At 66.6% G+C, this 22,552-nt stretch carries 22 protein-coding genes; 8 read left to right on the forward strand and 14 right to left on the reverse strand.

The window, feature by feature from the left end:
* The first annotated feature begins 96 nt into the window (after positions 1–96).
* From EAW56_RS06075 to EAW56_RS06100, 6 genes are all read left to right on the forward strand, one after another.
* Positions 97–1,155, forward strand: a complete 1,059-nt coding sequence (locus tag EAW56_RS06075; RefSeq protein WP_167457401.1) for a sensor histidine kinase — start codon at positions 97–99, stop codon at positions 1,153–1,155.
* On the forward strand, positions 1,152–1,853 hold the full coding sequence (locus tag EAW56_RS06080; RefSeq protein WP_173783208.1) for a response regulator: 702 nt from the start codon (positions 1,152–1,154) through the stop codon (positions 1,851–1,853). The genes EAW56_RS06075 and EAW56_RS06080 overlap by 4 nt, the downstream gene beginning before the upstream one ends.
* 83 nt (positions 1,854–1,936) lie before the next feature.
* Positions 1,937–2,851: an ABC transporter ATP-binding protein gene (locus EAW56_RS06085; protein ID WP_122085718.1), complete on the forward strand. Its 915-nt coding sequence runs from the start codon at positions 1,937–1,939 to the stop codon at positions 2,849–2,851.
* Entirely contained in the window at positions 2,848–3,594 is a 747-nt protein-coding gene (locus EAW56_RS06090) for an ABC transporter permease (RefSeq protein ID WP_122085676.1), read from the forward strand. The genes EAW56_RS06085 and EAW56_RS06090 overlap by 4 nt, the downstream gene beginning before the upstream one ends.
* A gap of 2 nt (positions 3,595–3,596) precedes the next feature.
* Positions 3,597–4,346, forward strand: a complete 750-nt coding sequence (locus EAW56_RS06095) for an ABC transporter permease (RefSeq protein ID WP_122085678.1) — start codon at positions 3,597–3,599, stop codon at positions 4,344–4,346.
* A gap of 31 nt (positions 4,347–4,377) precedes the next feature.
* Entirely contained in the window at positions 4,378–5,208 is an 831-nt protein-coding gene (locus EAW56_RS06100) for a spermidine synthase (RefSeq protein ID WP_122085679.1), read from the forward strand.
* Between the two features lie 13 nt (positions 5,209–5,221).
* On the opposite strand, the gene EAW56_RS06105 is transcribed toward EAW56_RS06100, so the two are convergent.
* The 5 genes from EAW56_RS06105 to EAW56_RS06125 all read right to left on the reverse strand — a co-directional run bounded on the left by EAW56_RS06105 (position 5,222) and on the right by EAW56_RS06125 (position 10,517).
* The gene (locus EAW56_RS06105; protein WP_122085681.1) at positions 5,222–6,325 is read right to left on the reverse strand and encodes a glycoside hydrolase family 25 protein; all 1,104 of its coding nucleotides are present in this window, start codon (positions 6,323–6,325) and stop codon (positions 5,222–5,224) included.
* Between the two features lie 101 nt (positions 6,326–6,426).
* The gene (locus EAW56_RS06110) at positions 6,427–7,563 is read right to left on the reverse strand and encodes a cysteine desulfurase family protein (protein WP_415528531.1); all 1,137 of its coding nucleotides are present in this window, start codon (positions 7,561–7,563) and stop codon (positions 6,427–6,429) included.
* A gap of 21 nt (positions 7,564–7,584) precedes the next feature.
* On the reverse strand, positions 7,585–8,754 hold the full coding sequence (locus EAW56_RS06115) for a THUMP-like domain-containing protein (protein WP_122085684.1): 1,170 nt from the start codon (positions 8,752–8,754) through the stop codon (positions 7,585–7,587).
* Positions 8,735–9,607, reverse strand: coding sequence for an NUDIX hydrolase (locus EAW56_RS06120; RefSeq protein WP_095546150.1), 873 nt, complete (start codon positions 9,605–9,607; stop codon positions 8,735–8,737). Before EAW56_RS06120 ends, EAW56_RS06115 begins: the two co-directional genes overlap by 20 nt.
* A gap of 52 nt (positions 9,608–9,659) precedes the next feature.
* A complete protein-coding gene (locus EAW56_RS06125; RefSeq protein WP_122085686.1) occupies positions 9,660–10,517 on the reverse strand; it encodes an ABC transporter ATP-binding protein in 858 nt (285 codons plus the stop codon).
* A 188-nt stretch (positions 10,518–10,705) separates the two neighbouring features.
* Between EAW56_RS06125 and EAW56_RS06130 the strand changes: the two genes are divergently transcribed.
* On the forward strand, positions 10,706–12,730 hold the full coding sequence (locus EAW56_RS06130) for a maltotransferase domain-containing protein (RefSeq protein WP_122085688.1): 2,025 nt from the start codon (positions 10,706–10,708) through the stop codon (positions 12,728–12,730).
* A gap of 38 nt (positions 12,731–12,768) precedes the next feature.
* A complete protein-coding gene (glgB, locus tag EAW56_RS06135) occupies positions 12,769–14,973 on the forward strand; it encodes a 1,4-alpha-glucan branching protein GlgB (protein WP_122085690.1) in 2,205 nt (734 codons plus the stop codon).
* On the opposite strand, the gene EAW56_RS06140 is transcribed toward glgB, so the two are convergent.
* The 9 genes from EAW56_RS06140 to atpA all read right to left on the reverse strand — a co-directional run bounded on the left by EAW56_RS06140 (position 14,970) and on the right by atpA (position 22,550).
* A complete protein-coding gene (locus EAW56_RS06140) occupies positions 14,970–15,842 on the reverse strand; it encodes a tetratricopeptide repeat protein (RefSeq protein ID WP_122085692.1) in 873 nt (290 codons plus the stop codon). The genes glgB and EAW56_RS06140 overlap by 4 nt on opposite strands.
* Positions 15,843–16,187 (reverse strand): thiamine-binding protein, encoded by a 345-nt coding sequence (locus EAW56_RS06145; RefSeq protein ID WP_122085693.1) that lies wholly within the window; start codon positions 16,185–16,187, stop codon positions 15,843–15,845. It lies immediately after the preceding gene.
* A 25-nt stretch (positions 16,188–16,212) separates the two neighbouring features.
* On the reverse strand, positions 16,213–16,500 hold the full coding sequence (locus tag EAW56_RS06150) for a hypothetical protein (protein ID WP_095276028.1): 288 nt from the start codon (positions 16,498–16,500) through the stop codon (positions 16,213–16,215).
* 16 nt (positions 16,501–16,516) lie between these two features.
* On the reverse strand, positions 16,517–17,209 hold the full coding sequence (gene nucS, locus EAW56_RS06155) for an endonuclease NucS (RefSeq protein WP_095276025.1): 693 nt from the start codon (positions 17,207–17,209) through the stop codon (positions 16,517–16,519).
* A 74-nt stretch (positions 17,210–17,283) separates the two neighbouring features.
* Complete coding sequence (locus tag EAW56_RS06160; protein WP_095535050.1) at positions 17,284–17,742, reverse strand: DUF2550 domain-containing protein; 459 nt, start codon at positions 17,740–17,742, stop codon at positions 17,284–17,286.
* 219 nt (positions 17,743–17,961) lie between these two features.
* Positions 17,962–18,333 (reverse strand): F0F1 ATP synthase subunit epsilon, encoded by a 372-nt coding sequence (locus EAW56_RS06165; protein ID WP_095546155.1) that lies wholly within the window; start codon positions 18,331–18,333, stop codon positions 17,962–17,964.
* 9 nt (positions 18,334–18,342) lie between these two features.
* On the reverse strand, positions 18,343–19,851 hold the full coding sequence (gene atpD, locus EAW56_RS06170; RefSeq protein ID WP_238397074.1) for a F0F1 ATP synthase subunit beta: 1,509 nt from the start codon (positions 19,849–19,851) through the stop codon (positions 18,343–18,345).
* 3 nt (positions 19,852–19,854) lie between these two features.
* The gene (locus tag EAW56_RS06175; protein WP_095546156.1) at positions 19,855–20,829 is read right to left on the reverse strand and encodes a F0F1 ATP synthase subunit gamma; all 975 of its coding nucleotides are present in this window, start codon (positions 20,827–20,829) and stop codon (positions 19,855–19,857) included.
* A gap of 56 nt (positions 20,830–20,885) precedes the next feature.
* Positions 20,886–22,550: a F0F1 ATP synthase subunit alpha gene (atpA, locus tag EAW56_RS06180; RefSeq protein WP_095276014.1), complete on the reverse strand. Its 1,665-nt coding sequence runs from the start codon at positions 22,548–22,550 to the stop codon at positions 20,886–20,888.
* Positions 22,551–22,552 lie beyond the last annotated feature (2 nt).

A 22,552-nucleotide genomic window follows, 5' to 3' on the forward strand; every position in this document is an offset into this window, starting at 1 on the left:
CCGGTTCGTGTGCGAGACGTTGTCATTGCCGTAGCGCTAGCTGCGTGTGCTGCGCTAGGTGCCTTCAGTGCCTCGCAACCCGTCTGGGCAACCGCCATGCTCGTCGTGTGGACGGTCGCTGCGCCATTCACGCGGTGGCGGTGGCCGGCCGCGACGGCGCTCACCGCGTGTGCACTGTTGGGTATCCGCGCCTGCGGCACGGAGGTCACCATCGCCGAGATCGTCGTGGCGGTCTTCACCGCGTATATTTCTCGTCGCAACCTGCGCCCCGTGCTTCGCGACGTCGCCGCCGCAGCGCTGGTCGTCGGCGACCTTGTCGCGCTCTCCCTGGTGTCGCCCGTGCTGCGGAGCATGCCTCTCGACGAGCGCCTCCCCTACCTGGCGTGGAGCGCCACGCTCCTCGTCGCAGCTGGGCTTTTCGGCGAGCTCCGCAGGCGCGCGGAGGAGACCGCGGCCCGCGAACTGGAGCAGGCGCTACAGCAGCAACGGATAGCACTCGAGCACGCCATGTCGGAGGAGCGCGCCTTCCTCGCCCGCGAGATCCACGACGTGGTCACGCACTCGCTGGCCGTGATGGTCGCGCAGGCCGACGGCGGCCGATATTGCGGGGACGGCGACTCCGCGCTCGCGGCCAAGGACGAGGCGCTACGCACGATCGGCGAGGTCGGCCGGGAGTCGCTCACCCAGATGCGCGAGGTAGTCACGTTACTACGCGCGCCAGAAACGCGGCCGGTCGCACCGTCACCCCATTCACTTGACCTGGACGAGCTGGTGCGCACGAGCCGACTCGGCGGCCTGGACGTGGACTACACGGAGGCCGGCACCCCGCCTGAGCAACTGCCGCTGGCCACGGCGATCGCGACCCGGCGCATGGTCCAGGAGACGCTCACGAATGCGCTCAAGCACGGCGACGGCCGGGCCTCGCTCGACGTGACGTGGCAGGACGAACTCGTGGTGATCAAGGTGGTCAACGCCATCGCAGCCCCGCCGTCCGGCCCCTCGGACGGTCACGGTTTGCGGGGGATGCGCGAGCGAGCTTCGCTTATCGACGCCACCGTGAACGCTGGCCCCGCGCACTCCAACATTGGAGCGCAGCAGTGGGTGACTGAGCTGCGCGTCCCCTACGCTGACCCTCACCCGAAGGAGCAAGCATGAGCACAATTCACGTCGGCATCGTCGACGACCAGGCGCTCTTCCTCCACGGAATTCGCCGCGTTATCGATTCCCAACCGGACATGTCGGTGCAGTGGCTTGCCGCCAACGGCGCCGAGGCCCTCGAGCAGCGCGAGGCGCGCCCGGTCGACCTGATACTTATGGACGTGCAGATGCCGGTCCTCGACGGCATCGCCGCCACCGCTGAGGTCGCCCGCCGGTTCCCGGCGACGAAGGTGGTCATCTTGACCACGTTCGACGACGAAGACTACGTGGTCAACGCGCTTTCCGCTGGCGCGAGCGGCTTCCTGCTCAAGGATGCGCAGCCCGAGGTGCTGCTCGACGCCATCCGCACCGTGGCCGCCGGCGACGCCGTCATCTCCCCGCGAGCCACCAAACGCATCCTCGCGCGATTCTCCCAGCGCCCATCTCCAGCCGAGCACCACGACACCCCGCCGCTATCGGACGGGGATCGCGTGGCGCTCGACGAGCTCACTGCTCGCGAGCGCGAGGTCCTCGTCGCGATCGGCCGCGGCTGGTCGAATGCGGAGATCGCCGAGCGCATGTTCATTTCCATGCCGACGGTGAAGACCCACGTCGGCCGGATCCTGTCCAAGACGCAGTCGCGCGACCGCGTGCACGCGGCGCTGTTTGCCTACCGCACCGGCCTGGTCAGCCGCGCTGACCTGCTCGCTCCCTAAGGTGCGCTCATCCCCGGGTATGACCAGAAAGATGGTACCCCGCTCCGATGTTTTCGCAGCTCCGCGCGGCAAGAGTGGAAGCCATGGACACACCAATCATTTCAACGAAGGGTCTGACTAAGACCTACGGGAAACACGCAGTCGTCGACAAGCTTGATCTCGAAGTGCCCAAGGGCGCGGTACATGGCCTGCTGGGGCCGAACGGCTCGGGCAAGTCGACCACGATGAAGATGCTGCTCGGACTGACCACCCCGACCTCTGGCGAGATCACCGTACTGGGCCGTCCGATGACGCGCGCGACCCGCGGCGAGGTACTCACCGGTATTGGTTCGCTCATCGAGTCGCCCGCCGCGTACCCGCACCTCACCGGCGCCGAGAACATGCGCATTGTCACCCGCCTGTTTAAGGCCGACCCCGCCAACGCGCAGCGCGCGGTGCGACTCGTGCGCCTTGAACAGCACATGGACAAGCAGGTCAAGCACTATTCACTCGGGATGAAGCAGCGCCTCGGGATCGCCATCGCGCTTGTGCGCGACCCGCAGCTGCTCATTCTGGACGAGCCCACGAACGGCCTCGACCCAGCCGGCATCGAGGAGATCCGCGAGCTCATCATCAGCCTCGCACGCGACGAGGGCCGCACCGTCCTCGTCTCGAGCCACCTCCTCTCCGAGATTGAAAAGATGGCCACCAGCCTGAGCATCATCAACCAGGGCAAGCTCGTCTTTCAGGGCTCGCAGCAGCAGCTTTTCCGCGCCCACCTCCCCGACCTCTTCATCCAAACCTCAGCAGCCGACGCGGCCGCGGAGGTCCTGCGGGCATCGCGCCCCCGCACCGTGCCCGGCGGAGTGGAGCTGACCGGGCTTGCCGACGACGACGTCGCCGCCGCGTGCGCGCAGCTTGTCAGCCATGGCGTGCCGATCCACCAGGTGGTGCGCAAGCGCCGCAGCCTCGAAGAGATCTTCATTGGTATGACGGGGCGAGAGGGGCTCAGCGCATGAGCATCGAATTGTTAAAACTGCGCCGCACACATGTCCTTCTGCTGGGCGGGGCGCTCTCGCTCGGCATCGTTTTGATAGCAAACATGAACGTCTTTGCCGGCGATCAGATCGAGCAATTCACCTCCGACCCGCACGACTCCTGGGCCAGCCACCTCATCGGCGTCGCGATCGCGCTCGCATTCCTTACACCCCTGCAGGCCGCGATCATTGCCAGCCGCACCGTGGATAACGAGCACGCCAACGGCGGGTGGCTGCTCAACGCTGTGGCGGGCATCCGGCAGGGCACGCTCTTGCGCCGCAAGCTTCGCGTTGTCGCACCGCTGGTTGTCGCGCTGAAGCTTATAGAAGTCGGCGCAAGCGTCGCCTTGCCCGCTGCCATGGGAGCGCCGCTCCCCGCGGGCTCGGTCGCAACCGCCTGGGTGGCATACGGCGCCGCAGCGGTGGTGACCAGCCTTGCCATCACGGGCATCATGCTCGTCCTCGCCGCCGTGACGGATTCCCAGATCGGCGTACTCACCTTGGGGGTGGTGGGCGGGTTCCTCGGGATCGCCTCGCTGCTCTCCCCCGCCTGGCTCGCCGCGATCAACCCGTTCGGCTCCTTCGCGGTGGTACTTCCCTACACCTTTGCAGACGACGGCATCGCGCTCACCCAGCCCCATTGGGTGTTGTGGGGCGCCTACGTCATCTGTCTCGCTGCCGCCTTCGCCGTGGCGACCCGGTACCTCAACAGGAAGGAAATTTAGCCATGGACCTGCTTGTCAATGATCTTGCTAAGCTCCGCCGCACCCACATCGCAGCGGTCCTGTGCGGCGTGCCGCTGATCGCGGTCGCGTTTGGTGCAGCCAACTATTCGGCAAACTCCGGAACGCTCAGCGCGGGGTGGCAAAGCTACTGGTCACAGGCCACCCTGTTCTACGGCATGCTGTTCATGGTGGTGGGCATTGCCATCATCGCGGCAGCGGCCTGGCGCGTCGAGCACCGCGGCGGGAACTGGCACACATTGCTCACCTCGTCTCGGTCCGCGGGCACCATCGCCGCCGCGAAGCTGGGGGCGATCGCCACCCTCACTCTGGCCATGCAGCTCATCTTCATCGTGTGCAGCCTTGTCGGCGGGTGGATGAGCGGGCTCAGCGGCATGCCGCCGTGGGCGCTGCCCGCGTCATCGCTCATTGCGGTGCTCCCGGCGGTGGCGGTCGCGGCGTGGCAAAGCTTTTTGTCCATGGTCATCCGCAACTTTGCTATGCCGATCGCGCTCGGCGCGGTCACGGGCGTCATTTCCTTCGGGTCAACCGCTGCCAGGGCACACGCGATGCAGTTCGTGCTCCCGCCCGTCGGATTGTCCAAGGCGCTGTGGATGGGCAGCCCTGCGGTCGCGGACGCCAACGCACTCGACCCGAAAACAGTCGCCAGCATCACCCTCACAGCCGCGGTACTCGCCGTGGCAGGGTGGCTCGCGTCAACGATGTACCTGCGCCGCGTCGACGTGAACGCTTAAGTCCCCGGGGCTGCCGGGTACCCTGCCAGGCATGGCTGCGAAACAGGAGACGTACCAGATCGACACCGGCGAGGCCGAGGTCCACCACGAGCCTGACGGGTCGATGGTGCTGCTGGTCAACGGGGTCCCCAGCTCGCACGTCGTCCCCGGCGAGCCGCAGCGCCTGGATTTTGAGTACATGCGCTGGATCGCGGACTTCCTGGACTCACTCCAGCACCGTGGCGTGAGCGACCAGGCCCGCTGGCCCAAGCCTCGCCTGACGCATTTGGGCGGCGCGGCCTGCTCGCTGCCGCGGTACTTCGCGGATGCGTGGCCGGGTTCGCGCAACACCGTCGTGGAAATCGACGGCAGGCTCGCCGAGCTCGCGCGCGAGCTGTTCGACGTCCCCCGCGCCCCCGCCGTGAAGATCCGGGTGGGCGATGCGCGCGAGGTCACCGACTCGTTCAAGCCGGCGACCCGGGACGTCATCATCCGCGACGTGTTCGCCAACGCCGTGACTCCGCGGGAGCTGACGACGGTGGAGTTTTATGGGAACGTGTGGGCGTCGATAAGCGAAACCGGCGTCTACGTGGCCAACTGTGGCTCGCGCGCGGACCTCAAGGAGGCCAAGGAGGAGCTGGCCGGTATGTGTGAGGTGTTCCCGCACGTTGCGGCGATCGCGGACCCGCCGATGCTCAAGGGGCGGCGCTACGGCAATATCGTGCTCATCGGCGCCAACACCCCCATCGAGGCGAGCCCGCAGCTCACGCGCAACCTGCTCAAGGGCGCGGTGCCGGCGCAGTTCAAGGGTGAGCAGTGGGCACGGAGCTTAGCGACGACTCCGCGCCACGACCCCGAGCCGACACCTCCTGCCGGCGAGTGAGGAACTCCCGGGGCTACTTGGTGGCGTTATCCAACAGGATGAGCAGGTCGCCGACCTGGTAGTCGCCGATCATCATGCTGCGCAGGTCATCGACCGGCAGCTCGCCGTTGGCGGCGAGCTTGGCCACCAGATCAGCGATGTTGCGCGCGTCCTCGTCGTCGAAGCCTGCCTGGTCGGCGGCCTCGGCGAGCCCGGCGATGCCGAGGGCGCCGCCCGCCAGCGCGAGGATCGCGACGACCAGGGCGGTGTTGTCCTGCTCCAGGACCTGCAGCTCGCCGGAGTCGGGTGCCTGGAACTGCTCGAGTAGGCCGCCGGCTGCGTCCAGGTTGCCGGCTGCAAAGGCGTTGTACTGGGCGTCGGTGCCGTTGAACAGGTTCATGTCCACCGGGGTGTTGATGCCGGCAACGCGGCCGGCATCGGAGCGCTGCCAGAAGCTCAGCGTGCGCCAGCCACCAACCGGGGCCGGGGGCTGGTTCTGGTACGCGGCCAGCCAGAGCGGGTAGCTGGTGAACGCGTTGGTGTTGTTCATGTGCTCGTACCAGAAGTAGCGGTAGGTGTACACGATGGGCTTGCGGCCGGTGCGCGCTTCAACCTCGCCCAGGAAGAGCTGGGTCCAGGCTGCGAGCTGGACTGGGCCGAGCCCCTCGTCGACCTCCAGGTCCAGGACCGGCGGCAGGTCGGTCTTGGGGCCCGCGTTGATGACGTCGGCGAAGTAGCGGGCCTGCGCCAGCGCGTCTTCGGCGGGGCGCGCGTAGTGGTAAGCGCCGGCCTGCATGCCCGCGTCCGCGGCGGCCTGAGCGTCCTGGTCGTAGAAGTCGTTCTTGAATCCGACGCCCTCGGTGGCCTTGATGAAGGCGAACTTCTGACCGCCCGGGCCAGAAACGGTCTTCCAATCAATCGGGCCACCGCCCGGGTGCTGGTGGCCGGCAACGTCGACGCCGGAGATCAAGCCGGGCAGCGACTGCGCGTCCGCGGTCTTCTGACCGATCGGGCTCACGACGAGCAGGGTGAACACCATCGCGGCGGAGACCACCGCGGCAATGAGGGCTTTGGGGTGGCTGAGCAGGGCGTGCGGGCGCGAGGCGCGCGCGGGGGAAAGCGTCCAGGGTGCGTGCATACCCGGCACTCTAGCGCACTCAATTCACAACTTTCACACGAGACACACCATTGGAGGCGGAAAGTTTGGGAGCAAAAGAGGCGTCGACAAGCGCCCGTCCCTTACAGCGAGCCAGCCGCGCGGGCGCGCTCGATAACCTCGGCGATGTGGGCCACGAATGTATCGACGTCCTCCTCGGTGGTGGTTCGCCCCAGTGTGAGGCGCAGCGCGCCCATGCCATCGCGAGCGTCCACTCCCATCGCCTCGAGCACGTGCGAGACACGGTGCACGCCCGCCGAGCAGGCCGAGCCCGCCGACGCCTCAACGCCGAGCGAGTCAAGCAGCATGAGCATGGACTCCGCCTCCGCGCCCGGAAAGAGCAGGTGCGCGTGGCCGGCCAGGCGGGGTTCGGTCGCGGTCACCTTCGTCCCCGGGACCGCGGCGACGACGCGCTCGATGAGCTGGTCGCGCAGGCCCGCAATCCGCGCGTTCTCCGCCTCGCGCTCGTCCAGCGCTTCGCGCAAGGCAGCCGCCGTCGCCGCCGCCGCAGCGACATCGACGGTGCCGGGGCGCAGTCCTCGCTCCTGGCCGCCGCCGAGCACCACCGGCAGAGGGACCGGGGAACGCTTGGCCAGCAGGATGCCGGAACCACGGGGTCCGCCGAACTTGTGCGCGCTGGCGGCCAGCGTCGTCGCACCGGACGCGTGGAAGTCCACCTCGACCTTGCCCACCGCCTGCACCGCGTCGACGTGCAACGGCGTGCCGGCGGCGTTCGCACGCTCGGCGGCCTCACGGACCGGCTGGATCGCGCCAGTCTCGTTGTTTGCCCACATGAGCGCCGCCACCGCGGCGGGATCATCGAGCGCCGAAAGTTCGCGGACGTGGCCACCCCGGTCTGGCTCCAGCCACGCCACCTCCGCCCCTTCGGTCTGTGCCAGAGACTTGACCGTCTCCAGGACCGCGGAGTGCTCGATCGTGCTCGCGACGACCCGGCGCGGCGCACCCTCCTTCGTCCGGGCACGGTAAAGGCCGCGCACCGCGATGTTGTCCGCCTCGGTGCCGGAGCCGGTGAACACGACCTCGACCGGGTCCGCGCCAAGCAGCTCAGCGATGTCCTCGCGCGCCTGCGCGAGAACCGCGTTCGCCGCTCGACCGGAGCCGTACTGCCCGCCCGGGTTGACGGCGTGTGCGTGCTCCACCCAGGCGTCGATAGCCACTTGCCGCATGGGGGTTGTTGCTGCGTGATCCAGATACACCATGCCGCTCATCGTAGCCGCCTCCTACGGTGCCGGGCGGTGCTCCCTCGCGTCGCAGATATAGGCGAGTGCGTCGTCGCCAACCCGGGCCACAATCACCGCCCGCTGGTGTGCGCCCTTCAGCTTGAGCTTCTTGCGCAGCGCATCGGGATCCACGCCCACGCCGCGCACGAGGATCTCAACCGACCCGGCGTCGTGGGCGCGGAGGGCCGCCTTCAGCGTCTTCAGCTGCACCACCTCGCGCAGGCGGAACCCGCTGTACCCCGGAGGTACGTCCCGACCGGTCAGAAACGCGATGTGCGGATCGAGCATCCAGAGTCCGTGGCGGCGTGCCCACTCCTGCACCAGCCCAGCGCGGATGACGGCGCCGTCGGGTTCGACGATCCACTCCCCCGGCCCTTCGGCGCGATGATCCCCCTCGCCCACGACGTCGCCCGCGCCGCGCACCACGTCCACGAACCCGTCGGCGCGGAGCACGACCGCCTCGCGCCCGGCGCCAATGCCGGGCGTGTAGAGGCAGGTTTCCTTCACCCCGCCGTCGAGCGAGACAACACTGACCAGCCCGTCCCACTCCGAGTAATCAATGCCCGGCGCGCACTTGATTGCCAGCTCCGTACTCCGGTAGGCGTCCACGAGCGCCGGCAGCGGCGGCTCGAGGTCGGCGGGGTCTGAGATGCGACGCCCGTTTTTGCGCCGCGCCGGGTCTGCAACGACCACGCCCCCGGCCCCCGGCACGGACACCGGGTGCAGCGCGTCGGCGCGGACGAGCCAGGAGTCGCGGCCGAGGTTGTAACGCGCCATGCGCAGCCGCGCCGCGTCCAGGTCGGAGCCCAGCCAGGTGAGCCCCGCGTCCACCATGTGTGGGGCCTCGGAACCCACCGAGCACGTCACGTCGTGCACGAGCGTCGCGCCCGCGCCGGCGAGCGTGCGCGCGCGGTGCGCGGCCACGAGCGCCGGAGTCGCCTGCTGCGCGGCGTCGGAGTCGGTGAGCCACCAACCGGGGAATTTCCCGTCCGCCTGCCGCTGCGCGGCGATGAGCGCGGACACGGCGCGGGCGTGCTGCCCAAACTCCGCGTCGAGCCGCGCCCGGTCCGCGAACACGCTCGCCTTCGTCAGCGCGATCTCCGGGGCGAGCGCCTCGATCCACGCGGCGTGCTCCGCCAGGTAGGCGACCTCACTCGGGCTGAATGCCATAGCGGCCTCCGATCCGGTCCTTGGGTTTGAACGTGAAAAACTCGGCGAAGCGTTCGTCGTCCACCGGGTCGCCGATCACCGGCGTAATGGTCGCGTGCTTGGCCGCGGCCAAGACCTCGTCGACGGTTCCGTACTGCTCGATGAGCCGCAGCTGCGCCCAGGTCGCGGGGGCGAAGCGGACCAGCCCGTGGCGCCAGCCCTCCAGCAGAAGGGAGGGCGGGAACCAGTTCGCGTCGTCTGCTTCCCCCGTGTTGCCGTCCGGTTCCTGCCCCGTCGGGTTGGCCGCGATGAAGCTGAACGTGTCGAACCAGTCGCCGCGAGCGGATTGGCCCACCCAGCGCGCGAACGGTTTGAGCAGGTCGGCGCACACGTTGAGGTCGTTGTCGCGCAGCACGTCCGTCAGCGAGATTTCGTGCGACTCCAGTTGGAGGCGCTGGTGGTGGAACGGGCGGGCGTCGGCAAGCAGCTGCCCCTCCTCGTCGACGGCGAGCAACGTGCCGGATTCTTCGAAGAGCTCGCGCACCGCCGCGAACACCAGCGCGTGTGCCTTGTACTTGGTCACGCCGAGCTGGCGGGCCATGGAGATCGCGCTGCGGCCGAGCCACAGGTCGCCGTCGTTCCACGAGCGGCCCGGAAAGTCGCGGCTGTCCACCCCGCCGCCGGGAAACACCGTTACCCCGGGGTAGTTCTTCATGCTCAGCACGCGTTCCTGCATCCAAACTTCCAGTCCCGCTGCGGTGTCGCGCAGCAGGATCACGGTGGCGGACATGCGCGCGCCATGGAACCCGCTGACCTCGGTGACGTCGATCTCGTCGCCGCGGTCGGCGGAGAACGCCCCCACGCTGCGCTGCATGCCTCGACTCATAGTTCCGAAGGGCCTCGAGTGCTTCTCGACGCCCCCGCACTCACTTCCTGTGCGCCCCAGCGCGGGAGGAGCGCGCCCGGCGCGCGAAGTAGCGCCCGTCGGCGCGCGTCACCTCGATCGGCTGGTGGTAGGCCTTGGACACGTTGACGCTGTTCAGCACGTCATCGATGAGCCCTTGCGCGACCACTTCACCTTCGTCCAGCAGCATGGCGTGCGTAAAGCCGTACGGAATCTCCTCGAGGTGGTGGGTGATCATCACCATCGCCGGCGCGTCCGGGTCGAGCGCGAGCTCGCCTAGGTAGGCCATGAGGTCCTCGCGGCCGCCCAGGTCCATGCCCGCGGCCGGCTCGTCCATGATGAGCAGCTCCGGGTTGATCATCACCGCGCGCGCCACCATGACGCGCTTCTTCTCACCGTCGGACAGCGTGCCCCAGCGGCGGTCGATGAGGTGCATCGCGCCGACCTGCTCGAGCACGTCCATGGCCTGCTCGTAGTCCATCTCGTCGTAGTCCTCGCGCCACCGGCCCACGATGGCGTAGCCGGCGGAGACAACCAGGTCCCCCACCTTCTCGTCCTCCGGGACGCGCTGCGCGAGCGCCGAGGAGGTCAGCCCGATCGCGGCGCGCAGATCGCGCATGTCGGTGCGCCCGAGCTGCTCGCCGAGCACGAACGCCGTGCCCTTGGACGGGAACTCCAGGGCCGATGCCATCCGGATCAGCGTGGTCTTGCCGGCGCCGTTCGGGCCCACGATCACCCAGCGCTCATCCAGTTCCACTTGCCAATCCACGGGGCCGACGAGTGTATTGCCGCCGCGGACGAACTCCACGTCGCGGAAGTCGAGCAGGAGGTCTGGGTCGGTCACTGGTTCGGTTGCTTGTGCGTCATTCACGCCTCCCATTCTGTCCTATTTTCCGGCGCATGTGGGGAGGTTGGGGTGCGCGTCGCACCAGCGCGAAAGTTAGGAGCAACTTAGGCCGGTGCGGTCCTTGCAGTTTCGCTACTGTGGCTAGTGTTACTGACCGGCTCGCGGTTGGCGCAGCACGCGCGTCGCGGGATCCCTACGCCACGTACGAGGTAGATGACGCCATGGTTGCAAGATTCGGAATTGATGATGTCCGGCCCCAGGTCTCTGGCCGCACGCTGCCATCGAAGGCGGTCGTCGGCGAGGTCGTTCCCGTCTCCGCCCTGGTGTGGCGCGAGGGCCACGACGCGGTGGCCGCAACCCTGGTGATCACCTCCCCCGACGGCGAGCAGTACTCCGTGCACATGCACCCGGAGCCCTACCGCCCCGACTACGTCCACTCCGTCTTCGTGCCCGACGAGCAGGGCCTGTGGCAGTTCCGCGTAGACGCCTGGTCCGACGTCATGGCGACCTGGCGCAACGCGGTGACGAAGAAGCTGGCGGCCGGCCAGTCCGCCGCCGAGCTGGCCAATGACCTCGCCCACGGCATCGAGCTGTTCACCGCCGCCGCCGAGCAAACCCCCGCCCCCGACGCCGCTGTGCTCAGCGACGCAGCATCGGCGCTTGCCGACGATTCCCTCCCCCTCCAGGAGCGCATCGAAGCCGGCCTGAGCGAGGACGTCCTGGACGTGCTCGCCGCCTACCCACTGCGCGACCTGGTCTCCCACGGCCCGGTGTGCGACGTGCTCGTGGAGCGTCGCGAAGCGCTCGTGAACTCCTGGTACGAGCTCTTCCCGCGCTCCACCGGCGGCCGCGACGAGAGCGGCGCACCGGTCCACGGCACGTGGGCGACGACCGCTCAGGCGCTCGACCGCGTGGCGGCGATGGGCTTTGACACCGTCTACTTCCCGCCGATCCACCCGATCGGCGAGGTCAACCGCAAGGGCCGCAACAACTCCGTGACCGCGGCGCCCGGCGACGTGGGCTCCCCCTGGGCCATCGGCTCCAAGGACGGCGGCCACGACGCATTCCACCCGGAGCTCGGCGGCGAGGAAGAATTCCTCGACATGCTCCACCACGCCGACCAGCTCGGCCTGGAGATCGCCCTCGACTTCGCCCTGCAGGCCGCGCCCGACCACCCGTGGGCCGATGACCACCCCGAGTTCTTCACCGTGCTCGCGGACGGCACCATCGCCTACGCAGAGAACCCGCCGAAGAAGTACCAGGACATCTACCCCATCAACTTTGATAATGACCCGGAGACCCTCTACGACGAGGTCTACCGCGTCATCATGTACTGGGTCGAGCTGGGCATCTCTACCTTCCGCGTGGACAACCCGCACACCAAGCCGGTGAACTTCTGGCACTGGCTCATTGCCAAGGTGCACGAGACCCACCCGGACGTCATCTTCCTCGCCGAGGCGTTTACCCGCCCGCCGCGCATGTACGGGCTGTCCAAGGCCGGTTTCTCGCAGTCTTACACCCACTTCACCTGGAAGATGAGCAAGGAAGAGCTCACCGACTTCACCCAGCTGCTCATCGACGTCGCCGACGTCTCCCGCCCCAACCTGTTTGTCAACACCCCCGACATCCTGCATGCCTCGCTGCAGCAGGGCGGCCCCGCCGCCTTCGCGCTCCGCGCCACACTCGCCGCGACGATGAGCCCGCTGTGGGGTGTCTACTCCGGCTACGAGCTCTACGAGTCCATCCCCGTGCACGGCGGCTCCGAGGAGTACATGGATTCGGAGAAGTACCAGCTGCGCCCCCGCGACTTCGAGTCGGCCCTCGAGCGCGGCCAGTCCCTCGAGCCCTACCTCACCCTGCTCAACCGCATCCGCCGCGAGCAGCCGGCCCTGCAGCAGCTGCGCCAGATCCGCTTCCACGAGGTGACCAACGACCAGATCATCGCCTACTCCAAGGTCGACGCGGTCACGGGCAACGCCGTCCTCGTCGTGGTCAACCTGGACCCCTGGCACATGCAAGAGGGCATGGTGCATATCGACGCCGCCTCACTCGGCCTGGACCACGGCGAACCCTTCCCGGTCCACGACCTCATCACCGGCGACCGCTACACCTGGAACGAGCACAACTACGTCCAGCTCGTGCCGCAGCAAAACGTTGCCCATATCTTCCGCCTGCCCGAGGTTGCTCCGGAGCGTCGTGAAGCGCTCGCGTACCGCCAGATCTCGGACCACGACTACCGCCCGTAACCAGCACCTTCTCCACTCGCTTTACTAGAAAGACGATGATGACCGGCCACGAACTTTCCCCCGCAGCGCTCATCCCGGAGCACGACCGCCAACGCCTCCTCGAGTGCAAGCACCACGCACCGCACGACTTCTACGGCCGCCACGCCGTGGCAGGAAACACCGTCGTGCGCACCCGCCTGCTCGGCGCGACCGACGTGCAGCTGCTCATTCACAACGACGCCGTGCAGATGCACCACACCGGCGACGACATCTGGATCGCCGAGCTCGAGGGCGACCACGCGAGCGACTACCGCCTCAAGGTCACCTACCCGGACGCGGAGCCGCAGATCATCGCGGACCCCTACTTCTTCCTGCCCACCGTCGGCTCGCTGGACCTGCACCTGATCGCCGAGGGGCGCCACGAGCGCCTCTGGGAGGTCCTCGGTGCGAACGTCCACACCTACACCACCGACCTCGGCCAGGTCACCGGCACCGCCTTCGCGGTCTGGGCTCCGAACGCCAAGGGTGTGGCGGTCGTCGGCGACTTCTGCAATTGGAACCCGAACCAGTACCCGATGCGCACCCTGGGGTCGACGGGCGTGTGGGAAATCTTCATCCCCGGAATCGCGCCCGGTGCCCACTACAAGTTCGCGGTCCAAACCTCCGAAGGCTACCGCGTGGACAAGGCCGACCCGCTGGCCAAGGCCACCCTCGCCCCGCCGGAGACCGTCTCCGTCGTCGCCGACACCACCGAGTACGAGTGGCGCGACGCCGAGTGGATGCAGCGCCGCCAGGGAGTGGACCCGGCGAACTCCCCCATGAGCGTCTACGAGTGCCACATCGGCTCCTGGAAGCAGGGCTCGAACTACAACACGCTGCGCGAAGAGCTCGTCCCGTACCTGGTCGAGCACGGCTTCACCCACGTGGAGTTCCTCCCGGTTGCCGAGCACCCCTTCGGTGGCTCCTGGGGCTACCAGGTCAGCGGCTACTACGCACCCACCGCGCGCTGGGGCACGCCAGACGAGTTCCGCGCGCTTGTCGACGAGCTCCACGCGCACAACATCGGCGTCCTCGTCGACTGGGTCCCCGCACACTTCCCCAAGGACGCCTGGGCGCTCGCGCGCTTCGACGGCACCGCGCTCTACGAGCACCCCGACTGGCGCCGCGGCGAGCAGAAGGACTGGGGCACTTACGTCTTCGACTTCGGCCGCAACGAGGTCCGCAACTTCCTCGTGGCGAACGCGCTCTACTGGTGCGAAGAGTTCCACCTCGACGGCCTGCGCGTGGACGCCGTGGCCTCCATGCTCTACCTGGACTACTCGCGCGAACCCGGCGAGTGGCTGCCCAACCAGTTCGGCGGCCGCGAGCACTGGGACGCGGTCCAGTTCCTGCAGGAGATGAACGCCACGGTCCACCGCACCCACCCGGGCGTGATCACCGTAGCCGAGGAGTCCACCGCGTGGCCCGGCGTGACCGCGCCCACCGAGTCCGACGGCCTCGGGTTCTCCCTGAAGTGGAACATGGGCTGGATGAACGACTCGCTGGAGTACTTCTCCCTCGACCCCATCCACCGCTCCTACCACCACAACGAGATCACGTTCTCCCTGGTCTACGCGTTCAGCGAGAAGTACGTCCTGCCGTTTAGCCACGACGAAGTCGTGCACGGCAAGGGCTCGCTGTGGACCCGCATGCCGGGCGATGACTGGAACAAGGCCGCGGGACTGCGCGCGCTCTACGGCTACATGTTCTCGCACCCGGGCAAGCAGCTCATGTTTATGGGCTGCGAGTGGGGGCAGACCACCGAATGGGACGAAGCCCACTCCGTCAACTGGGACAACCTTGCCGACGACTGGGGCCACGACTACCACAAGGGCATCCGTCGCCTCGTGCGCGACCTCAACCTGGTCTACCGCGACACCCCGGCGCTCTTCTCCCAGGACAACACGCCCATGGGTTTCCAGTGGATCAAGGGCGACGACGCGCAAAACAACATCCTCGCCTACATCCGCTGGGGCGCGGACGGCTCGGCCGTCCTCGCGGTGGTGAACCTCTCCGGCGCCTCGCAGCCGAACTACCGCCTGGGCTCGCCCAAGGCGGGCACGTGGGAGCTGCTCATCAACACCGATGACGCCGTCTACGGCGGCGCGGGCAACGAGCTCCTCCCCACCGTGGACACCGAGCCCACCACCTGGGACCAGTTCGACCAGTCCCTCAACCTGCACATCCCGGCGATGAGCGTGCAGCTGTACACGCTGCGTGGCTAGAACAGTGCGCTGGCCAGGGCGGTCCGCGCGTTGATCACGCGCGGATCGCCCGGCTCGAACAAGGTGAAGAGCTCGAGCAGGCGCTCCTTCGCCTTCGGCTCGGCCTTGACGTAGCGCAGCAGACGCTCGAACGCCTTCTCCGGCGCGCCAGCGACAACCTCAGCGTCCGCCGCAACGAGCTGCTTGTCCACGTCCTGCGGGTCCTGCTCCGCCTCGGCGATCGGGTCGGTGGTGCGGCGCTGGGGGTCGAGGCGCTGCAGGACTGCCACCGTCGCTTTCGCCTGCTTGACGGGCTGGTTGTCGGGCTCGTCGGCCAAGATGGCGTTATAAAGCGCGGTGGCTCCCTCGAAATCGCTCCTATTCAGCGCGGCGGTTGCCTGGGCCAGTCGCGGGTCTTCCGGCTCGGGGGCATCCGTCTCCGGCTCGTCGTCCAGACCCTGCAGCTGCGGGCCGACGTTCTTCACCAGCGCGTCGACCCACTGCTTGAGCTGGTCGGCGGGCTGGTTGCCCTCAAAGTTAGTCACCGGTTGGCCGGCTGCCAGCGCCACCACCGTCGGCAGGGCGCGAAGACCGAACATCTGCGCCACCTGCGGCGTGGCGTCCGCGTCGACGTACGCGACGAGGAACTTGCGCTGCCCCGCCGCCAACTGCTGCAGCGTCGCCTTGAGCGACTCCGAATCCTCCGACCGGGAAGTGCCAATCATCAGCACCACCGGCAGCTGCACGGAGCGCTGGAAGGCGCGGGCCTCGATGTCCTTCTCGGTGACCGTGATAAACGGCTCGAATCCGCCCTCCTTGAACTGCTGCTGCGCCTCCTTCTGCTCCACCAGCTTGTTCAGGTCAACTGCGCCTGGTCCGAAATCCGGCATTTAGTTCGCTCCTTCGTCATTGGCGTCATTGGCGTCATTGGCGTCATTGGAAAAGTGCTTCTCTAGCGACGCGACTTTTTGGTGCATCATGTCGGTGTAGCCCGGCCTGATGTCAGCTTTGAACACCAACGATACCCGTGGGGACACCGCCTCCACCGCTTGCGTGGCACGCTTGATTACGTCCATGACCTCGTCCCACTCCCCCTCGATCGTGGTAAACATCGCGGTCGTCTCGTGCGGCAGCCCGGATTCGCGCACGACGCGCACGGCGCGCGACACGGCTTCCGACATCTCTGCAGTAGCGTTATTGGTCACCGTTGGGGCGACAGAAAATGCAGCAATCATGCGGCCCAGCCTACCCGGACGGACGCTACCGCTTCTCCCAGCAGTGCTTGTGCCAGTGGCGGCGATCGTCGCCACGCCCGCCTGTGTCGCGCGGCCACGCCACGACGTGCGCCACGCCCGGCGGAATGTTCTGGTTGCATCGCGGGCACACGTAGAACTTATTCGCCGCTGCGGCGCCGATCTGGCGCACGAGGTAAATCTCCCCGTTCGCCCAACTTGGGCCCTCGACCTCCTGGGTCCCAATGAATGTGGACCCGTCGCGCGGTAGCACGTAGGACGGGGTGACGTTGTGTCTCCGGTTCCGTCTCGGCATCGTTTCCCCTTCGCGCCTAGAAGAGCCGCAGCTCGTCGGACTCGATGCCGCGGAGCTCGTCGTAGTCCAGGGTCAGGCAGCGGAAGCCGCGGTCCTCGGCGAGCGTGCGCGCCTGCGGCTTGATCTCTTGCGCCGCGAACACCCCGCGCACCGGCTTGAGCACCTCGTCGCGGTTGAGCAGCTCAACGTAGCGAGTGAGCTGCTCCACGCCGTCGATCCCGCCGCGCCGCTTGATCTCTACCGCCACGGTCTGTCCGTCTGCATCCCTGGCGAGGATGTCCACCGGACCGATCGCCGTGGGGTATTCGCGGCGCACCAGGCTGTAGCCCTCGCCGAGGGTGCCGATGTGCTCCGCCAGCAGCTCCTGCAGGTGCGCCTCGACGCCATCCTTGACCAGCCCCGGGTCCTCGCCCAGCTCGTAGGAGGAGTCCGACAGGATCTCTTCCACCGTGATGCGCAGCTGCTCCCCCTTCGGGTTCTCCACGATCCAGAGTTGCTCGCCGGTATCCTCGCCGTCGATGTCCACCACCGCTTCCTCCTTCAGAGTGCACGGCGGCGTCATCCAGTTCAGGGGCTTGTAGGCACGGTCGTCCGCGTGGACGGACACTGAGCCGTCGGATTTCAGCAAAATGAGGCGCAACGCGGATGGAAGGTGCGCCGCGAGGCGACCAACGTAGTCAACGGAACAACGAGCTATGACGAGACGCATGCACCACAGGGTACCGGGCGCGCAGCGGGGAACAGAAACGGGTCGGGTGGGTACGCGGTGGCGTCGAGAAGCACTTAGGCGCGGCCGCGCTGCACGCGCTGTGCCAGCGAGCGAACGTCCACGCGCTGCTGGCGACGATCCGGCGCAGACTCCACCCAGGAAATGAGCGCCATCTCCACGTGGCGATCCGCTGCAAACTCGAGTTGCCCGCGCGGGCTGGTCATCTCCAGGACCGTCGACACCCCCGGCATAATCTCCTGCTCATCCGCAGTCAGGTCGCGCACCCCGTTGATGGTCAGGTCGCGGCGGTCCAGCGCGTAATCGTAGTTTGACGACAGCGACCGTAGCTTATAAAACTGCAGCTCTTCCCCCGTGTATCGCAGAATCCCGTGCCGCCAGCCGTGCAGCCCCTGGGCCGGTAGCTTGCGGATCAGCGCGCGCCCGCCGGAATTCCGGAACATGGCAAACCGCCAGATAGCAATTCCCGTGACCCCGATGACCACAAGCAGCACCACAGAGACGATGATCTCCATCGACACCTCCCTGCGAGATTCCGTTGTTGCCAGGCCCCCGCGCATCGTGGAAGCACGCTTAAGCGATAATCCTACTTTGCTGCGCAGACAATGCAAGCATCATCGGGGCAGCCGCTTAACGACGTCGCGCCCCCACCTACCTCACGGCAGGTGGGGGCGCGAAACGTACAAGGAAGGAGCGTGCGTTGCCCTCCTCCCGGGCGCTGACGCAAACTCGGTCTAGCGCGAGCTGTTGCGGCGAACCGCGGCAAGCTCGGCCTCCGAGCGGGCCTTCACGAGCGAGTCGTCGGCGTGCAGGCCGGACTCTGCCTCGGTGGTGTCAACCTCGTCCGCGAGCTTCGCGAAGTCAGCGAGGATGGTCACCTTGTCGCCCTGGACGGAGAGGAACCCGCCCTGCACAGCGGCGACGATGCGGTCGCCGCTGGTGGGACGGATGGTCACCACGCCGTTCTCCTTGAGCTGGCCAAGGAACGGCTCGTGACCGGGCAGCACGCCGATCTCACCTTCGATGGTCTGGGCGGTGACGATGCTGGCCTGACCCGACCAAAGCATGCGGTCCACCGACACCAATTGCGCGGTAAGTTCAGCCATGTCTGCCTCCTAGCCCTGCAGCTTCTGGTACGCGGCCTCGACGTCGTCGAGACCACCGAGGTTGCTGAAGGCCTGCTCCGGGTAGGCGTCGAACTCGCCCTCGCAGAGCTTGTCAAAGGCCTCGATCGTCTCCTCGAGCGGGACGTAGGAGCCCTCGTCGCCCGTGAACTTCTTCGCCACGAAGAAGTTCTGGCCGAGGAAGCGCTGCAGCTTACGAGCACGCATAACGGTGATCTTGTCCTCTTCGGACAGCTCGTCCATACCAAGGATGGCGATGATGTCCTGCAGCTCCTTGTTCTTCTGCAGAATACCGATCACCTTCTGCGCGACAGCGTAGTGACGCTCGCCGACAATGCCCGGCTCCAGGATGCGGGAGGTCGAGGTCAGCGGGTCCACAGCCGGGTAAATACCCTTGGAGGCAATGGAACGCGACAGCTCGGTCGTTGCATCCAGGTGGGCGAAGGTTGTCGCCGGTGCCGGGTCGGTGTAGTCATCGGCCGGCACGTAGACCGCCTGCAGCGAGGTAATGGAGCGACCCTTGGTGGAGGTAATGCGCTCCTGCAGCACGCCCATCTCATCAGCCAGGGTGGGCTGGTAGCCCACGGCGGAAGGCATACGACCCAGCAGGGTCGAGACCTCGGAACCAGCCTGGGTGAAACGGAAGATGTTGTCGATGAAGAGCAGCACGTCCTGGTTCTGCACATCACGGAAGTACTCCGCCATGGTCAGGCCGGACAAAGCCACACGCATACGAACCCCTGGCGGCTCATCCATCTGGCCGAAGACAAGGGCCGTATCCGGGAGCACGCCCATCTCTTCCATCTCGAGGAAGAGGTCGGTGCCCTCACGGGTACGCTCGCCGACGCCGGCGAAGACCGACGTACCAGAGAACTCGCGGGCGATACGGGTAATCATCTCCTGGATGAGGACCGTCTTGCCCACGCCTGCGCCGCCGAAGAGGCCGATCTTGCCGCCCTTCACGTACGGGGTAAGCAGGTCGATGACCTTAATACCGGTTTCCAGGATCTCGGTCTTACCCTCGAGGTCCTTGAAGGCCGGCGGCTGGCGGTGGATGCCCCAGCGCTCGCCGCTCTCGCCGACGCTCGGGTCGTCCAGGCACTGGCCGAGTGCGTTGAACACGTGGCCCTTGACCTGGTCGCCGACCGGGACGGAGATCGGGTTGCCGGTGTCGAGCACCTTCGCGCCACGCACAAGGCCGTCCGTCGGGGCCATGGCGATGGTACGCAGCAGGTTGTCGCCCAGGAACTGGGCAACCTCGAGCACGATGGTGCGGGACATGCCCTCGAGCTCGATGTCGACCTCGAGTGCGTTGTACAGAGCGGGCAGCTCGCCGCGCGGGAACTCCACGTCGACGACTGCGCCGATTACGCGAACGACGCGTCCGTTGTCAGAACCCTGCGGGTTCTGCGCGGACTGTGCCTCGTGGGCTGCAGCCTTGGTCTCGGCCTCGCCCACCGGCTCATCGTTGCGCTCATCAAAAGATTGAGCAGTAGTCATGATTTAGTCACTTTCTCCACTACCGGACAGCGCGCCAGCGCCGCCGATAATCTCGGTGATTTCCTGGGTGATTTTTGCCTGACGGGCTTGGTTAGCCTCACGGGACAGATTGTTCGCCAGGTCAGTGGCGTTATCCGTCGCGTTCTTCATCGCCGTACGGCGAGAAGCGGATTCCGAAGCCGATGCTTCCAAGAAGATCGAGTAGAGCGACCTGGAAACATATGCCGGAAGCAACGAGGTCAGCAGCGTGTCCGGATCTGGCTCGAAGCTCATATCCGGGTTCACGGAGCCGTCCTGCTCCAGCATGCTCTTCTGCTCGTACTCGAATTCCTCGAGGACGGGCTCGATGGGCAGCAGCTGGTGCACGCGCGCTTCCTGCGAGAGCATAGACACGAATTCGGTATAGACGACGTGCACTTGGTCGAAACCGCGCACGCCCTGGCCCTCCGTGCCGTTGACGCCTTCGCGCCACTTGGCGGTGTCCTCGGAACCAGCCATGAAACCGTCGATGATGTGGCGACGCACGTTGTGCGTATCCTCCCACGACGGCTTCTGGGACCAGCCGGTCCACGCGCCAGCGACGTCCATGTCACGGAACCGGAAGTGGGTAACTCCCTTGTTACCGGTGACGTAGCGAACCACCTCGTAGCCTGCGTCGCTCAGCATGCGCTCAAGCTCAGCGGCCTTCTTCAGCACGTTGTGGTTGTAGCCGCCAGCCATACCGCGGTCAGAGGTGACCACGAGGATCGCCGCGACTCGCCCACCGTCACGCTCACGGAGCATGGGGTGGTCGAGGGAGCTCGCGGCGGCGAGGCGTTCCATGACGTCTTGCATCTCGTCCGCGTACGGCTTCGCCGCAGCGACGCGAGCCTGGGCCTTGGTGATCTGCGACGTAGCGATCAGCTCTTGGGCCTTGGTGATCTTCTTCGTTGAGTTAACGGACCGGATGCGGTCACGCAATTCGCGAAGTGTTGCCATGGTGCTGTTTCCTCCCTTCCTTTATGTAGGTCCTAAAGTCCTGCGCGCTGCAGAACCTAGGAGCGGCTGACGTTGAGCTTGTTCTTGGACACTTCGCCGGCGTCCAGGGCCTGCGCCTCCGGCTCGCGCACGACGCGCTCGCCAGAGGAAGCCTGGAAGGTGCGAGCGAACTCTTCGTTGACGCGCTTGATTGCGTCCTTCGAAGCGTCGTCGAGCTGCTTGCCGCCCTCGATCTGGCTAAAGACCTCGGGTGCGGAGGACTGGATGGCCTCCTGCAGCTCGGACTCGTAACGGCGGACATCCTCGACGGGAACGACGTCGAAGAGACCCTCGTTCGCTGCCCAGATGGACACGATCTGGTACTCCACCGGCTGCGGTGCGTTCTCGGACTGCTTCAGCAGCTCGACCAGACGCTGACCGCGCTCAAGCTGCTTCTTGGAAGCAGCGTCGAGGTCGGAAGCGAAAGCCGCGAACGCCTCAAGGTCACGGTATGCGGCGAGGTCCAGACGCAGGTTACCTGCGACCTTCTTCATGCCCTTGGTCTGCGCAGCGCCACCGACACGGGAGACAGAGATACCCACGTCGATAGCCGGGCGCACGCCCTGGTTGAACAGGTCGGACTGGAGGAAGACCTGGCCGTCCGTAATGGAAATGACGTTGGTCGGAATGAACGCGCCCACGTCGTTTGCCTTGGTCTCGATGATCGGCAGTGCGGTCAGGGAGCCAGCGCCGAGCTCGTCGTTCAGCTTCGCTGCACGCTCAAGGAGACGGGAGTGCAGGTAGAAGACGTCGCCCGGGTATGCCTCGCGGCCCGGCGGGCGGCGCAGCAGCAGCGAGATCGCACGGTAGGCCTCGGCCTGCTTGGTCAGATCATCGTAGATGACCAGGACGTGCTTGCCCTGGTACATCCAGTGCTGGCCGAGTGCAGCGCCGGAGAACGGTGCCAGCCACTTGAAGCCTGCGGAGTCGGACGCCGGAGCCGCAACGATGGTGGTGTACTCCAGCGCACCGTGATCCTCCAGGGTCTTGCGCACACCAGCGATGGTGGAGCCCTTCTGGCCCACAGCCACGTAGATGCAGCGCACCTGCTTCGACGGGTCACCGGTCTCCCAGAAAGCCTTCTGGTTGAGGATGGTGTCGATGCAGACCGCGGTCTTACCGGTCTTGCGGTCACCAATGATGAGCTGACGCTGGCCGCGGCCGATCGGGGTCATGGCGTCAATCGCCTTCATGCCCGTCTGCAGCGGCTCCTCGACCGGCTGGCGGTCGAGAACGCCTGCGGCCTGGAGCTCCAGGGCGCGCTCTTCTTTGGACTCAATCGGGCCAAGGCCGTCAATCGGCTGACCCAGGGGGTTGATTACTCGGCCAAGGAAGTCTTCCCCAACGGGGATGGACAGGACTTCGCCCGTCCGCTTGACTTCGTCGCCTTCGGTCAGGGACTCAAAGTTACCCAGCACCACGACACCGATGGAATCGGTCTCGAGGTTCTGTGCGACGCCAATGACGCCGTTCGGGAACTCGAGCAGCTCGTTCGTCATGCACCCTGGCAGCCCGGAAACCTGGGCAATACCATCTGCAGCCGAAGTCACCACGCCGACCTCCTCACGGGAGGCCTCCGCGGAGTAGCTCGAGGTGTAGTTCGCTATCGCGCTACGGATCTCATCGGAGGAGATCGTCAGCTCCGCCATGTTCTTCCTGCTCTCGGTAGTTTGTTCCAGCATTA

Source organism: Corynebacterium gottingense (assembly GCF_003693265.1).
Classification (GTDB): Bacteria; Actinomycetota; Actinomycetes; order Mycobacteriales; family Mycobacteriaceae; genus Corynebacterium; species Corynebacterium gottingense.

What these genes read in the sequence shown, in the direction of transcription:
- EAW56_RS06075 (WP_167457401.1), top strand. Translation starts at nt 97, where the DNA reads ATGCTCGTCGTGTGGACGGTCGCTGCGCCATTCACGCGGTGGCGGTGG.
- EAW56_RS06080 (WP_173783208.1), top strand. Translation starts at nt 1,152, where the DNA reads ATGAGCACAATTCACGTCGGCATCGTCGACGACCAGGCGCTCTTCCTC.
- EAW56_RS06085 (WP_122085718.1), top strand. Translation starts at nt 1,937, where the DNA reads ATGGACACACCAATCATTTCAACGAAGGGTCTGACTAAGACCTACGGG.
- EAW56_RS06090 (WP_122085676.1), top strand. Translation starts at nt 2,848, where the DNA reads ATGAGCATCGAATTGTTAAAACTGCGCCGCACACATGTCCTTCTGCTG.
- EAW56_RS06095 (WP_122085678.1), top strand. Translation starts at nt 3,597, where the DNA reads ATGGACCTGCTTGTCAATGATCTTGCTAAGCTCCGCCGCACCCACATC.
- EAW56_RS06100 (WP_122085679.1), top strand. Translation starts at nt 4,378, where the DNA reads ATGGCTGCGAAACAGGAGACGTACCAGATCGACACCGGCGAGGCCGAG.
- EAW56_RS06105 (WP_122085681.1), bottom strand. Translation starts at nt 6,325, where the DNA reads ATGCACGCACCCTGGACGCTTTCCCCCGCGCGCGCCTCGCGCCCGCAC.
- EAW56_RS06110 (WP_415528531.1), bottom strand. Translation starts at nt 7,563, where the DNA reads ATGGTGTATCTGGATCACGCAGCAACAACCCCCATGCGGCAAGTGGCT.
- EAW56_RS06115 (WP_122085684.1), bottom strand. Translation starts at nt 8,754, where the DNA reads ATGGCATTCAGCCCGAGTGAGGTCGCCTACCTGGCGGAGCACGCCGCG.
- EAW56_RS06120 (WP_095546150.1), bottom strand. Translation starts at nt 9,607, where the DNA reads ATGCAGCGCAGCGTGGGGGCGTTCTCCGCCGACCGCGGCGACGAGATC.
- EAW56_RS06125 (WP_122085686.1), bottom strand. Translation starts at nt 10,517, where the DNA reads ATGGGAGGCGTGAATGACGCACAAGCAACCGAACCAGTGACCGACCCA.
- EAW56_RS06130 (WP_122085688.1), top strand. Translation starts at nt 10,706, where the DNA reads ATGGTTGCAAGATTCGGAATTGATGATGTCCGGCCCCAGGTCTCTGGC.
- glgB (WP_122085690.1), top strand. Translation starts at nt 12,769, where the DNA reads ATGACCGGCCACGAACTTTCCCCCGCAGCGCTCATCCCGGAGCACGAC.
- EAW56_RS06140 (WP_122085692.1), bottom strand. Translation starts at nt 15,842, where the DNA reads ATGCCGGATTTCGGACCAGGCGCAGTTGACCTGAACAAGCTGGTGGAG.
- EAW56_RS06145 (WP_122085693.1), bottom strand. Translation starts at nt 16,187, where the DNA reads ATGATTGCTGCATTTTCTGTCGCCCCAACGGTGACCAATAACGCTACT.
- EAW56_RS06150 (WP_095276028.1), bottom strand. Translation starts at nt 16,500, where the DNA reads ATGCCGAGACGGAACCGGAGACACAACGTCACCCCGTCCTACGTGCTA.
- nucS (WP_095276025.1), bottom strand. Translation starts at nt 17,209, where the DNA reads ATGCGTCTCGTCATAGCTCGTTGTTCCGTTGACTACGTTGGTCGCCTC.
- EAW56_RS06160 (WP_095535050.1), bottom strand. Translation starts at nt 17,742, where the DNA reads ATGGAGATCATCGTCTCTGTGGTGCTGCTTGTGGTCATCGGGGTCACG.
- EAW56_RS06165 (WP_095546155.1), bottom strand. Translation starts at nt 18,333, where the DNA reads ATGGCTGAACTTACCGCGCAATTGGTGTCGGTGGACCGCATGCTTTGG.
- atpD (WP_238397074.1), bottom strand. Translation starts at nt 19,851, where the DNA reads ATGACTACTGCTCAATCTTTTGATGAGCGCAACGATGAGCCGGTGGGC.
- EAW56_RS06175 (WP_095546156.1), bottom strand. Translation starts at nt 20,829, where the DNA reads ATGGCAACACTTCGCGAATTGCGTGACCGCATCCGGTCCGTTAACTCA.
- atpA (WP_095276014.1), bottom strand. Translation starts at nt 22,550, where the DNA reads ATGCTGGAACAAACTACCGAGAGCAGGAAGAACATGGCGGAGCTGACG.